The organism is Staphylococcus muscae (assembly GCF_003019275.1).
In the GTDB taxonomy this organism is placed as follows: domain Bacteria; phylum Bacillota; class Bacilli; order Staphylococcales; family Staphylococcaceae; genus Staphylococcus; species Staphylococcus muscae.
This window is the reverse complement of sequence record NZ_CP027848.1, coordinates 828,418-841,095: the sequence shown is the minus strand read 5'-3', so window position 1 is coordinate 841,095 and position 12,678 is coordinate 828,418. Positions and strand designations below refer to the sequence as shown.

Here is a 12,678-nt window from a genome sequence, read left to right as displayed (position 1 = left end):
TTTGTATCTATATAGAAGCAATAAAATGGTATCATTCATAGCTATTAATTGTTTGAAGGATTAGCAATAGGGCAATCATTTCATGGAGAATATCTTTGAAGAGAATATTTTTTGTGTAACTATGTTTCTTAGAATAAGACTGCCATTGTTTGTTTTGAATATGATCAGTCTTAAAACTTTCTAGCAATGCGATGAATTTTTTGTAATTGAGTTCAGTATGACGATGTGAAAAAGTTTTTGTGCAAGCAATTCGTAATTGGGGAAAATCAATATCGTTATGTTTTAATTTGGAGAGTATGTAGATATCATAAAAGGCTTTACTGCGGCTGTTTAAGAAGTTTTTTGAATAAATTGTCTGTAACTTTTCAGCTAAAATTGTTTCAATTGTATATGCAATAATTGAAAAGTGATTATTATCAAAAATTGATTGATATTTATAAGTGATAGGAAAAGGGGTGACAAAATCGCCTGTCGCAATATATAATGGCATAACTTGTTTAATATTTTCAAGTTGGCATAGAATAATTGCACGGTAACCACCATAATCATCATTTTTTCTAATAGGTTTAATGGATTGAATTGTAAAAGAAATATTATTTTCTGGAGCTGCCAAAATTTCTGTTAGTTGATGATACACAGTTTCTTTTGAGAGTGTTATTCTGTCAAAAAGAAAATCGATATCAACGGTAATTCGTGATGTCATACCAATGACATTTGATAGTAAAAACCCACCTTTAAAAATATAATGACTAGAAAAAGAGCTGTTACTTAATTTCTTTAGTATTGATTCTAAAAAATAATAAGTCCGCATCTTTATTAAGTTTTAAATTAATTGTCGTCAAAAAGTTCAGGCCTTTCTATCATGTGTTGTAATATAGGATAACATGTGTATTATTTCTTATAAATATGAAATGATTGTTTGTAAGAATTGAGACATAGATATATTAACAAGGGAGTGTTTCGTATGGAAATGCGACAACCAAAACATTGTAACAACGCACCAAAACAACAAAAATTATTTGATTACGTGAAGCAGCAGATGCTGGACATGCATATGGAAAAGGTTGATGTGATTTATCTCATGTCACATGGCAAATTGGCCTCTATGTTATGCTTTGCATGTAAAGAAGGGCAAACGCATAAAGTGGCTTATTTTGCTGAATTTCAAAGTCATAAAAAAGATAGTGATATTAAGTCAATAGAGAGAATAGGTTATTAAGTAACCATAATTTATTATGATATATTCCCATATTATTTCAATAATTTAATTTTGATTGGTGTATAAAAGATTCTTCTTTTCTAATTAGAAATAGCATCCATTTATTAAGTGTTAGTAATCATTTTATAACACTTCCTTTAGTTAAAATAATGTGTTGAATCGTATATAATATTTTTATAAACGTGCATTTGAATGGAGGTGACGACGATGGAAAAAAGGATCGTACATATAGATATGGATTATTTCTATGCACAAGTGGAAGTGAGAGATAACCCAAAACTTAAAGGGAAACCTGTTATTGTTGGTGGACGGGCGAGTGGGCGTGGCGTTGTGGCAACAGCGTCATATGAAGCGAGAGCAATGGGTGTACATTCGGCCATGCCAATGGCTCGTGCACACCAGCTATGTCCAGACGGTTACTATATAACGCCAAGATTTGAAGTTTATCGAGCGGTTTCTCAACAGATTATGGAGATTTTCCATCGTTATACGTCATTGGTTGAACCATTATCACTGGATGAGGCGTATTTGGATATTACAGCCAGTGTGAATGCTGAACGTTCAGCCTCTCAAATTGCACAAATGATTCGGCGTGATATATGGCAAGAAACGGGATTAACTTCAAGTGCGGGTGTGTCATATAATAAATTTTTGGCGAAGTTAGCGAGTGGGATGAACAAACCTAATGGCATTACAGTGATTACTTACCACAATGTGCATGATATCTTGATGAAACTGGATATTGGAGATTTTCCAGGTGTTGGGAAAGTATCTAAGGAAAAAATGCATGAATATGGTATTTACACAGGAGAAGATCTTTATCAAAAAAGTGAACGTGATCTCATATATCTATTTGGAAAAAGAGGTAAATATTTATATGAAAGAGTAAGAGGAAAAGATGAACGAGAGGTAAAAAGTGAACGCCAACGAAAAAGTGTCGGAGCAGAAAGAACATTTTCAGTTGATACGAATCAAGATGAAGAGATTTTGCGTAAAATTGAAATGTTGTGTGAAAAGATTGAAGAACGTTTAGAAAAACTGCAAAAAGCAGGGTATACAGTGACTGTAAAAATAAAAACCAATACATTTGAAACGCATACGAAACAACAAAGCTTAAAAACACCTGTACAGCAAGCGCGAGACATTTATCAAATTGCGTATGATCTCTATTATGATGTAAAAGATCCGGATATTCCAATTCGGCTTATAGGTGTTACGGTTGGTACTTTACAAGATGCTGCTTTCCGCAATATGACCATATATGACTTTTTATAGAGCGTCTTTATCACGTAGTTTTTTACCATAAACGTTCAATACTGTTTGTAAGTCTGGATAGTGTTTGAGTAAGCGATACGTAATCATGGCACAAGCTTTGGCATCATTTAATGCATCATGATGGCCACGGAAGTCCAAACCATAGAAGTCCATCATATGTTTTAAGCCATAACGATGTGAAGACACTGTGCGGCGTGCGAGTTGGCATGAGCAGAAATAGGTAAGGTCTGGCGTATCAAAATGAGCAGCCTTTAAGCTCGCATGTAAAACAGACATATCGAACGCTGCATTATGTGCAACAACGGGTAAATCGATAATAAAATCCAACATATAAGGAAGCACTTCATTAAATGCAGGTGCATGAAGCACATCTCTTTGCTGAATGCCATGAACTTGGATATTACGCTCAGAGAAGAAGTCATTTGGATTCACCAATGTATGAAAAGATTCGGTCAATTGATGGTTTACAATTTTAACCATTCCTACTGAACAAATACTTGTTCTTTTATAATTTGCTGTTTCAAAGTCCAATGCGATAAAGGCATTGTTTGTCATAAAACCAACTCCATATAGTAAAGGATTTTGATTATCAGTAGTAGTGAGACAAGTATTGGCCGGATAGCAACTGTAAAACAATCGCTACCCAGCCAATTTAATTACTTAAAAATATATATTATGCTTCTTCTGAAAAAGTACGTGCTGCAAGTTCTTTTTCATATAAATATAAAGTATTTGAATCATTACCGATACGTTTTAAATAATCAATATGTGTTTCAAACATTGATTCTTCTTCAACTTGTTCATCTAAAAACCAATTTAAAAATGAAATTGTTGCATAATCTTTCTTGTCATTTGCAATTTCAGACAAGTTGTAGAATCTTCTTGTAACTTCTTGTTCTTGCTTTAAGCCATCTTCAAATGTTTGTAAAATTGAATCAAATTCAACTTTTGGTGTGTCTAAAGCTTTGAATTCTGCCTTTTCACCACGATCATTGATGTAATCATAAATTTTCTGTCCGTGGAAGCGTTCTTCTTTTGCTTGTTCAATATAGAAGTTTGCAAAGCCATCATATGATTTGTAATCACAATAGGCAGCCATGGCCATATATGCGTGTGCAGCAAAGAATTCATGATTCATTTGATCGTTTAAAGCATCTAGTAGTTGTTTATCTAACATGTCATCCCTCCTAGTTATCTTTAAGTTTAGTTTACACATATCTCTTGTGTGATTGCAATGAATATGGGGATGGAGAGTTTTAATTTTCTAAATGAATGGCTCATGGTATAATACAATAGGAAAAATGGAGGAGAAATCGAATGAGACAATGGACAGCGATTACGTTGGCAAAGCTTGCACGAAAAGCAAGTCGTGCCGCGGGTAAAAAAGGTACAGACTTACCTGGACAAGTTGCGAGAAAGGTAGATTCAAACATATTGAGAACAATGGCGGCTAAAGTTGATGAAGTTGTATTTGTCAGTGGTACAAACGGAAAAACAACGACATCAAACTTAATCGGTCATACATTAAAACAAAATAATATTCCAATTATCCATAATAATGAAGGGGCGAATATGGCGGCAGGAATTACATCTGCATTTATCGTTCAGTCAACCCCGAATACAAAGATTGCTGTAATAGAAATTGATGAAGGTTCCATTCCACGTGTATTGAAGGAAATGACACCAACAAAAATGGTGTTCACCAACTTTTTCAGGGATCAAATGGATCGCTTTGGTGAAATAGATATTATGGTGAACAACATTTTATCTGCTATTAGTGGAAAAGGCATCCAATTGATATTAAATACAGATGATCCATTCGTCAGTCGTTTGAAAATAGCGAGCGACAATGTCACATATTATGGGATGGATGCGGATGCACATGTATTTGAACAATCGACAATGAATGAAAGCCGATACTGTCCAAATTGTGGAGAATTACTTGAATACAGTCACATTCATTACAATCAGCTTGGGCATTATCGTTGCCAATGTGGTTTCAATCGCCATGAGCCGGACTATACTGTATCATCATTTGATGTGACACCATTTTTGAATATGACTGTGAATGAAGCGACATTTAATATGAAAATTGCGGGTGACTTCAATGCTTATAATGCCCTTGCTGCTTATGCTGTATTGAGAGAGTTAGGGTTGGATGATGTAGCAGTTCAAAAGGGTTTTGAAACATACACTTCAGATAATGGACGTATGCAATATTTCGAGAAGAATAACAAGAAAGCATTGATTAACTTAGCGAAAAATCCAGCAGGGATGAATGCATCAATGGCGATGGGAGATCAGTTAGAAGACCGAAAAGTTTATTTGTTTAGTCTTAATGACTTTCCAGCTGATGGACGAGATACGTCGTGGATCTATGATGCGGATTTTGAAAAACTTCAACATCAAGAGATTGAGGCCATTGTTGTAACGGGAAATCGTGCAGAAGAATTGCAATTGCGATTGAAGTTAGCGGAAATAAATGTCCCAGTGATTGTTGAAAGAGATATTTACAAAGCGACGGCACTTACAATGGACTATCCAAGTATGACGGTTGCGATACCGAACTATACATCACTAGCACCTATGTTGGATCAGCTAGAACGTTCTTTTAAGGAGGGACATGGACATGCATGAGTTAACGGTATTTCATTTTATGCCTGATAAATTGAATCTTTACAGTGATATTGGTAATATCATGGCGTTAAAATATCGAGCAAAACAACGGAATATTAATATTAATGTTGTCGATGTCAACGAAACGGAAGGCATCAACTTAAAAGAAGCGGATATTTTCTTCATAGGTGGCGGTAGTGACCGAGAACAAGCAATTGCAACGAAAGAACTTACAAAGATTAAGGCAGAGTTGAAGGAAGCAATTGATGATGGATTACCCGGACTTGTCGTGTGTGGTGGATATCAATTTTTAGGCGAAAAATATATTACGGCAGATGGGAAAGAACTAGAAGGTCTGCATATTCTGGATTTTTATACGGAAGCGCAAACAGACCGACTCACTGGTGATATTGTGATTGAAAGTGAACAGTTCGGTACGATTGTCGGCTTTGAGAATCATGGAGGTCGTACGTATCATTCATATCCAACATTAGGTCATGTCACACATGGATATGGCAATAATGATAAGGATAAACAAGAAGGCATTCATTATAAAAACTTACTTGGGACGTATTTACATGGTCCGGTTTTACCAAAAAATCATGAAATGACGGATTACTTACTACGTACAGCAGCGGAACGTAAAGGCATAACATTCGAACCAGAAAAAATCGATAACATGGCAGAAGAACAAGCAAAGCAAGTTTTAGTAGACAGAGCGAAAAAAGATAAAAAATAATATAGAAAAGCCCGTATCTTTTATGTTTAGGATACGGGCTGTATTTTTATTACTTCACGCGATAACGCAATAATAAAATACGGTAGATTAATAAGATTTCATAAATTGTATGACTTTTAATTTGATTGATATCAAATTCATTTAAGCCTTTGACTGAATTTTTCAGTGTAGAAGCAGATTGCCGCTTAGGTTTAAAAGTACCGCATTGATAGATTTGATCAACACTTTGTGAAATATTGATGACAGCTTCTTTTTCTTTGTCAGTAAAGACTATCATGGCATCTTGAGGTAAATAGATAATATTCGACAAGTGTGTCAATAGTAGACGGTTTTCATGTGCACGATTGGTAAGTTTACGCAATCGCATCCAATCATCTGAGCGGTTTTTCGACTTATGATATTTCAGTTCATCACGCTGATAACCGAGTAATTCTTCAATGCGTGTGTTACAAGTGTGCAATTGATCGACGAGTTTATCACTTTTGGCAGATTGGAAATGGCCAATTAATAACTCCTTCATACGTTCATCAAATAAGTAATAGATTTGTCGTTCTGAAGATGCAATGAGTGCTTCAATTTGTTCATAATATTTAGGTGGCAGTACCATAAAGTTCACAAGACCAGCAGTGACTAACCCGATAATGGCTGTTAAGAGTCTCGAGAAAAAGTTAAACATGTAATCATCATGAATATCTGGAATCATTGCCAATGCAGTCAGTGTGGCAACGAGTATACCAGGGTGCAGGTTGAAGCGAATACACAATACAATTGTTAATGTTGCCGTCAAACCATATGCAATGGCGGATTCGTCACCAAAAAAGTATGTGGAGACAACCGCAATAAATGCCCCCATGACGGTTGCAGGCAATCGTTTATACCCTTTGTGTATGGAAGCTTTGACAGTAGGCTCAATTGTAACAACTGCTGACAAAATCGCAAAAATAGGGTTTAAGTTAAGTGACAGACAGAACAAAGCCGTCAAAAAAGTGGCTAATCCGGTTTTGATGGTACGGGCACCAATGACTTTTTTATACCATTTTATTTTCATACGTATAGCTCCTGATTTGTACTTACTTCTAGTATATCAAAAAAATTTTGTTATAATAAGTACGGTATAGCATTTAGAAAGGAAAGGGATAAGAATGATAGTAAAAACGGATGAAGAACGTCAAGCATTGCTAGAAATTGGCGCGATATGTGCCAAAGTAAGAGATACGATGCGTGAAGCGACAAAACCTGGCGTAACAACGAAAGAACTTGATCAAATAGCGAAAGAGATGTTTGAAGCAGAAGGCGCTTTGTCAGCACCGATTCATGATGAAAACTTTCCAGGACAAACTTGTATCAGTGTCAATGAAGAAGTGGCGCATGGTATTCCTAGCCAACGTGTTATTCGTGAAGGGGATCTTGTGAATATCGATGTATCGGCACTTAAAAATGGCTACTATGCAGATACAGGTATTTCATTTGTTGTTGGAGAAGCAGACGATCCAGTAAAGCAACAGGTCTGTGATGTTGCTGAAGAAGCATTTGATGCGGCAATGACAAAAATCAAAGTAGGCAGCAAACTGAGCCAAATTGGAAAAGCAGTCCATGCAACTGCACGAAAAAACGGGCTAAAAGTCATCAAAAACTTAACTGGACATGGCGTAGGCCAATCTTTACATGAAGCACCTGCGCATATTATGAATTATTTTGATCCGAACGAAAAAACATTATTAAAAGAAGGTATGGTTCTGGCAGTGGAACCGTTTATCTCATCAAATGCGACTTTTGTTACAGAAGGAAAGAATGAATGGGCATTTGAAACATCTGATAAAAGTTATGTTGCTCAAATCGAACATACGGTGATTGTCACAAAAGATGGTCCAATCTTAACGACAAAGTTAGATGAAACAGATTAAGCTTCGGACTTTAGTCTTAAATTAAAATGGTTCCGTAGCCTATTACTTAGGTTGCGGAATTTTTTTATAATGGTATTACTAGATGAGGTGATACCATTATGATGCAACAAGTTAAATCTTACATTGAACGTTTTTTGAAACAATGCTATAAACAAGGAATTTATCAATATATAATGTCATTAGACCTTAAAGTGCAGACAATAGATGATACGATGCACTATATTCAACAAAAAAAGTCACAAGTGCAACTGATGATTGACAGACGTATGTTAGAACTGGAAAATAAATATATCACTTTGGCAGATACGCATCAATTTGATCATGTGACAAATATTTATGATGAAACATTGGCATCTTTAAAAGAAGAATTGAATAAAATAGAAAGTGAGTATGCACGACTTGAGCGTTACTATTCGCAACTTGATGCGGATAAAGCTTATACAAAGTATGAACGTCGCTTGTTACGAACATTGGTTAATGCATACTAGAAAGGTGGAAATATGACCCAGAAATATATTTCAACTGAACTACTCATTCTTTTTACTGCACTGATGATTATTGCCAATTTTTACTATATCTTTTTTGAAAAAATTGGTTATTTATTAGTCATTTTATTAGGCGGTATTTTGATGTATGTCGGTTATATATATTTTCATAAAGTACGAGGCTTGCTCTGTTTTTGGATTGGCGCATTGATGATTGCTTTTACGTTGCTATCCAATAAATATACGCTTGTAATTTTATTTATCTTTATGGTGATTGTTGCTTTTCGCTATATCAAATATAAACGCCGTCCATTATCGATTATTGCAACAGACGATGCATCGACATCACAATCGTCATTTCTCAAACAAAAATGGTTCGGAGAGCAAAAAACGCCGATTTATGTCTATAAGTGGGAAGATTTGCAAATTCAACATGGTATTGGTGATGTACACATTGATATGGTTAAGGCAGCAAATTTGAAAGCACAAAATACGATTGTTCTTCGCCATTTAATTGGCAAAATTCAAGTCATTGTCCCTCTCAATTATCATGTTAATTTAAATGTATCTGCATTTTATGGTACGGCGATTATGGGCCAACAACGCCAAAAAATTGATAACACGAATATGACGATGCATACAGAACAGAAACAAGATAGTTATACTGTAAATATCTATGCATCAACATTGATTGGTGACATAGAGGTGATCTTCCGATGAATCATTATATCCGAACGATTGGTTCTATGTTGATATTAGTTTATGCAATGTTCACTGTGTTTTTCTTCATTGATAAGGTATTTGTCAATATTATTTTTTTTCAAGGCATGTTGTATAAACAAATTTTCGGTATTTCAGTTTTTTTATTTATCAACTTAGTTGTTGTATTTTTTTGTATTCTTGTCGGAAGTGTCATTGCGTATAAAATCAATCAACAATACGATTGGTTACAAGAACAAATTGAACGTGCTATACAAGGTGAGACAGTTGGTATTAATGATCATCAAATAGAACTATACAATGAAACGATTGGACTTTATCAAACATTAGTTCCATTGAATCAAGAGTTGCATAAACTAAGAATTAAAACGCAGAATTTAACGAATGAACAGTATAATATGAATGACCTAAAGGTGAAAAAGATTATAGAAGATGAACGGCAACGTTTAGCACGTGAGCTACACGATAGTGTGTCTCAACAGTTATTTGCGGCGAGTTTAATGTTGTCAGCGATTAAAGAGACAGAGTTGGAACCACCTTTAGATCAACAAATTCCAACATTGGAGAAAATGATTCAAGAATCACAACTTGAGATGCGCGCATTGTTATTACACTTACGACCGATTGGTTTGAAAGATAAAACACTTGGAGAAGGAATCAAGTCACTAGTGACAGATTTGCAGCGCAAAGTACCGATGAAAGTTATTTATGACATCGATACGTTTGAAGTGCCAAAGGGCATTGAAGATCATCTATTTCGTATTACTCAAGAAGCGATTTCTAATACATTAAGACATGCGAATGGGACACAAGTCAGTGTTGAGTTGTTGAATCGTGATGGACATCTTTTGTTGCGTATACAAGATGATGGCATCGGATTTAACCCGGATGAAAAGATGGAACAGAGTTATGGATTAAAAAATATGAGAGAGCGTGCGACAGAGATTGGCGCAACGTTCCATATCGTATCATTGCCGAATGCAGGAACGCGCATTGAGGTGAAAGCACCATTAGATAAGGAGGGTCAGCAGTATGACGATTAAAGTGTTGTTTGTAGACGATCATGAGATGGTTCGGATTGGTATTTCGAGCTATCTTTCTACACAATCAGATATTGAAGTTGTAGGAGAAGGTGGATCGGGTAGAGAAGCGATTGAAAAAGCGCACGAATTAAATCCAGATGTAATTTTGATGGATCTAGTCATGACAGATATGGATGGTGTTGAAGCAACAGCACAAATTAAAAAAGATTTACCCGGGATTAAAGTAGTGATGCTGACGAGCTACATAGAGGATAAAGAGGTCTATCGTGCATTGGACGCTGGTGTGGACAGTTATATTCTGAAAACAACGAGTGCGAGTGACATTGCGTCTGCAATTCGTAAAACGAATCTCGGCGAGTCGGTATTCGAGGCGGAAGTATTAGTAAAAATGCGTAATCGTATGAAGCAACGTGCGGAGCTTTATGAAATGTTGACAGAACGAGAGATGGAAATATTATTGCTGATTGCAAAAGGGTATTCTAACCAAGAGATTGCAAGTGCATCACATATTACAATCAAGACCGTTAAAACACATGTGAGTAACATATTGAGTAAATTAGAAGTGCAAGATCGCACACAGGCAGTCATATATGCCTTCCAACATGGACTTATCGAATAATAATAAAAAGCTAATGTGAAATCTTTTGAAGATTTCACATTAGCTTTTTTGCAGTTAAGATAATGTCTTATAGCCATCATGTATCAGTTCGAGTTCTCCAGTATGTGGGTCAATCACAAGACCATGAACAGGTACGTTGTTATCGAATAGTGGATGATTATAAATCATCTCAATACTTTTTTGAACATTTTCGTAGACATCATCAAATCCTTTTAAGAAATCAGTCACCTCAATGCCTGAGTATTGTAGCCATTCAAAGATTTCAGGCTTTATACCTCTCTCCTGCATTGAGGTCATCACTTCATCTACATTGAGACTCCCCATCCCACAATCTTTATGCCCCATAATAATAATTTCTTCTGCACCTAAAGCATAAATACCAACAAGGATACTTCTCATCGTTGAACCATAAGGATGTGTAATCATGGCGCCAGCATTTTTGACGACCTTCAAATCCCCATTGTTGAAGCCAAGCGCTTTTGTTGATAAGTCTTGCAAGCGTGTATCCATACAGGTAACGAGAACTGCTTTTTTAGCAGGTACTTTTGTCGCTTTATAAGCTTCATATTCTTTATTTGCAACAAAAGTTTGATTGTAGGTTAAAATATCTGCAAGTAATGTCATGGTGATTCCTCCTAAATACAGGTCTGTTACTGTGATAGAAGTAGAGCACATGAAATAATATGATGTTCCAAAGCCTCATTTCAAGTCACAGTTACATACACTTATTGAAAATGGGCAAATAAGATATCAATGAAGATGTGTTTAATCTTATTTTGTTTTAATGTCACGTGAATAACCATCGTTCTCACGTTCAGCTTTTTCAGGTTCTTGATAATCATTTTGTGGTGATTGCACCTGAACATCAGCACTATGCTGTTGTTCATCTGTTGAGTCTGCTTGTGTATCATAATTGTTATATGATTTTGCAAGATCTTGTTCGTTTTCTGCTTCTAACTCATCATATGTTTGTTCTTCAGGCGTTTTTCCTTTTACAACTTTACGTTGATGAATAATAGCATTGATCTCGGCACCAATAATTAAAATAAAGCCTGTAATATAGAGCCATAACATCAATACGATAACGCCCCCGATACTACCATATGTTTTTGAATAGTTACCAAAGTTAGAAACATAGTAACCGAATGCGAGTGTCCCTAAAATCCAAACAACTGTTGAGAAAAGGGCCCCTGGTAGTACAGATTTTAATTTGATTTTTACGTTTGGTGCTGCTGTGTAGAGTACAGTGAATGTAATAAAGATTGCAACGACTGGCAATGCTGTACGCAATAGGCTAAATATCCATCGAACTTGTTCATCAAGGCCGAGTGGTCCGAATAAGAGATTACCAATTTGTTCGCCAAATGTGAAAAGTACCATTGTAATTGGTAATGTGATTCCTAAGATTAACGTAAAAGTAACAGCTAATGCTTTCGAAACGAAGAAATTTCGGCTGTCTTCAACGTCATAGGCTACGTTGAAAGAATTCATCAATGCTGTCATACCGTTTGAAGCAGTCCATAGTGCTAAAATCAAACCGATTGATAAAATGCTCCCACTTGCATTACCCATAATATCATCGATGATTGATGTCACAATAGAAGCGGCATCAGCAGGTGCATTTTCAGAGATTTGATTCACAATTGTTTTGCGATCAATATTAAAAAGTGGTACGAGCGATAAGATGAAAATAAGCATTGGGAATAGCGATAGCATGAAATAATATGCAAGTTGTGCTGCTAAACCAGACGCATCATCTTTACCAATACGATAGATCAAATATTTAATAAAACTGGGTCTATCTGAATATTTGACGGGTTTGTTAATACGTGAAACGAAAAATGTTTCATTGTCTTTCGGTGCTTCTTTAGATTGGAAAGGTTGTGGTTTGACAAAGTGATGATCGGGTTCGATCTCACCTGTGCCATCGCCTTTACGATCTGGGTTGTTGCCTGTGTCATCATCTTTATGACTATCGATTTTATGCTTAATCTTGTCTACAATACCTTCAGATGATTCTTGTTTTTCTGACATAGTAGTACTCCTTATCTTTAGATT

General features: G+C 35.7%; 15 protein-coding genes. 9 read left to right on the top strand and 6 right to left on the bottom strand.

Annotated features, from left to right (window positions below):
• Positions 1–31: 31 nt before the first annotated feature.
• Positions 32–811 (bottom strand): nucleotidyl transferase AbiEii/AbiGii toxin family protein, encoded by a 780-nt coding sequence (locus C7J88_RS04170; protein WP_095117394.1) that lies wholly within the window; start codon positions 809–811, stop codon positions 32–34.
• A gap of 153 nt (positions 812–964) precedes the next feature.
• Here C7J88_RS04170 and C7J88_RS04165 point away from each other — a divergent pair, with 153 nt between their 5' ends.
• Positions 965–1,219, top strand: a complete 255-nt coding sequence (locus tag C7J88_RS04165; protein ID WP_095117393.1) for a hypothetical protein — start codon at positions 965–967, stop codon at positions 1,217–1,219.
• 207 nt (positions 1,220–1,426) lie between these two features.
• On the top strand, positions 1,427–2,494 hold the full coding sequence (gene dinB / locus C7J88_RS04160; RefSeq protein WP_095117392.1) for a DNA polymerase IV: 1,068 nt from the start codon (positions 1,427–1,429) through the stop codon (positions 2,492–2,494).
• Here the strand turns inward: dinB and C7J88_RS04155 are convergent.
• Positions 2,489–3,049 carry a 3'-5' exonuclease gene (locus C7J88_RS04155; protein ID WP_095117391.1) on the bottom strand — a complete coding sequence of 187 codons (561 nt, stop codon included), beginning with the start codon at positions 3,047–3,049 and terminating at the stop codon, positions 2,489–2,491. The two genes, dinB and C7J88_RS04155, sit on opposite strands and share 6 nt — an antisense overlap.
• A 118-nt stretch (positions 3,050–3,167) precedes the next feature.
• Entirely contained in the window at positions 3,168–3,671 is a 504-nt protein-coding gene (ftnA, locus tag C7J88_RS04150) for an H-type ferritin FtnA (protein ID WP_095117390.1), read from the bottom strand.
• 140 nt (positions 3,672–3,811) lie between these two features.
• On the opposite strand from ftnA, the gene murT reads away from it, so the two are divergent.
• Both murT and gatD read left to right on the top strand, forming a co-directional pair.
• Positions 3,812–5,131: a lipid II isoglutaminyl synthase subunit MurT gene (murT, locus tag C7J88_RS04145; protein ID WP_095117389.1), complete on the top strand. Its 1,320-nt coding sequence runs from the start codon at positions 3,812–3,814 to the stop codon at positions 5,129–5,131.
• On the top strand, positions 5,124–5,849 hold the full coding sequence (gene gatD, locus C7J88_RS04140; RefSeq protein ID WP_095117388.1) for a lipid II isoglutaminyl synthase subunit GatD: 726 nt from the start codon (positions 5,124–5,126) through the stop codon (positions 5,847–5,849). Before murT ends, gatD begins: the two co-directional genes overlap by 8 nt.
• A 49-nt stretch (positions 5,850–5,898) precedes the next feature.
• Here gatD and C7J88_RS04135 read toward each other — a convergent pair whose 3' ends face one another.
• The gene (locus C7J88_RS04135; protein WP_095117387.1) at positions 5,899–6,897 is read right to left on the bottom strand and encodes an FUSC family protein; all 999 of its coding nucleotides are present in this window, start codon (positions 6,895–6,897) and stop codon (positions 5,899–5,901) included.
• Positions 6,898–6,991: 94 nt separating this feature from the next.
• On the opposite strand from C7J88_RS04135, the gene map reads away from it, so the two are divergent.
• The 5 genes from map (at position 6,992) to vraR (ending at position 10,620) form a co-directional block, all read left to right on the top strand.
• On the top strand, positions 6,992–7,753 hold the full coding sequence (gene map, locus C7J88_RS04130) for a type I methionyl aminopeptidase (RefSeq protein WP_095117386.1): 762 nt from the start codon (positions 6,992–6,994) through the stop codon (positions 7,751–7,753).
• 98 nt (positions 7,754–7,851) lie between these two features.
• Positions 7,852–8,241: a hypothetical protein gene (locus C7J88_RS04125; protein ID WP_095117385.1), complete on the top strand. Its 390-nt coding sequence runs from the start codon at positions 7,852–7,854 to the stop codon at positions 8,239–8,241.
• Between the two features lie 12 nt (positions 8,242–8,253).
• A complete protein-coding gene (gene vraT, locus C7J88_RS04120) occupies positions 8,254–8,958 on the top strand; it encodes a cell wall-active antibiotics response protein VraT (protein ID WP_095117384.1) in 705 nt (234 codons plus the stop codon).
• Positions 8,955–10,001, top strand: coding sequence for a sensor histidine kinase (locus C7J88_RS04115; protein ID WP_095117383.1), 1,047 nt, complete (start codon positions 8,955–8,957; stop codon positions 9,999–10,001). The genes vraT and C7J88_RS04115 overlap by 4 nt, the downstream gene beginning before the upstream one ends.
• Positions 9,991–10,620 carry a response regulator transcription factor VraR gene (vraR, locus tag C7J88_RS04110; protein ID WP_095117382.1) on the top strand — a complete coding sequence of 210 codons (630 nt, stop codon included), beginning with the start codon at positions 9,991–9,993 and terminating at the stop codon, positions 10,618–10,620. The genes C7J88_RS04115 and vraR overlap by 11 nt, the downstream gene beginning before the upstream one ends.
• A gap of 54 nt (positions 10,621–10,674) precedes the next feature.
• On the opposite strand, the gene C7J88_RS04105 is transcribed toward vraR, so the two are convergent.
• Complete coding sequence (locus tag C7J88_RS04105; RefSeq protein WP_095117381.1) at positions 10,675–11,244, bottom strand: beta-class carbonic anhydrase; 570 nt, start codon at positions 11,242–11,244, stop codon at positions 10,675–10,677.
• A gap of 147 nt (positions 11,245–11,391) precedes the next feature.
• Positions 11,392–12,654 carry a YihY/virulence factor BrkB family protein gene (locus C7J88_RS04100; RefSeq protein WP_106904254.1) on the bottom strand — a complete coding sequence of 421 codons (1,263 nt, stop codon included), beginning with the start codon at positions 12,652–12,654 and terminating at the stop codon, positions 11,392–11,394.
• Positions 12,655–12,678 lie beyond the last annotated feature (24 nt).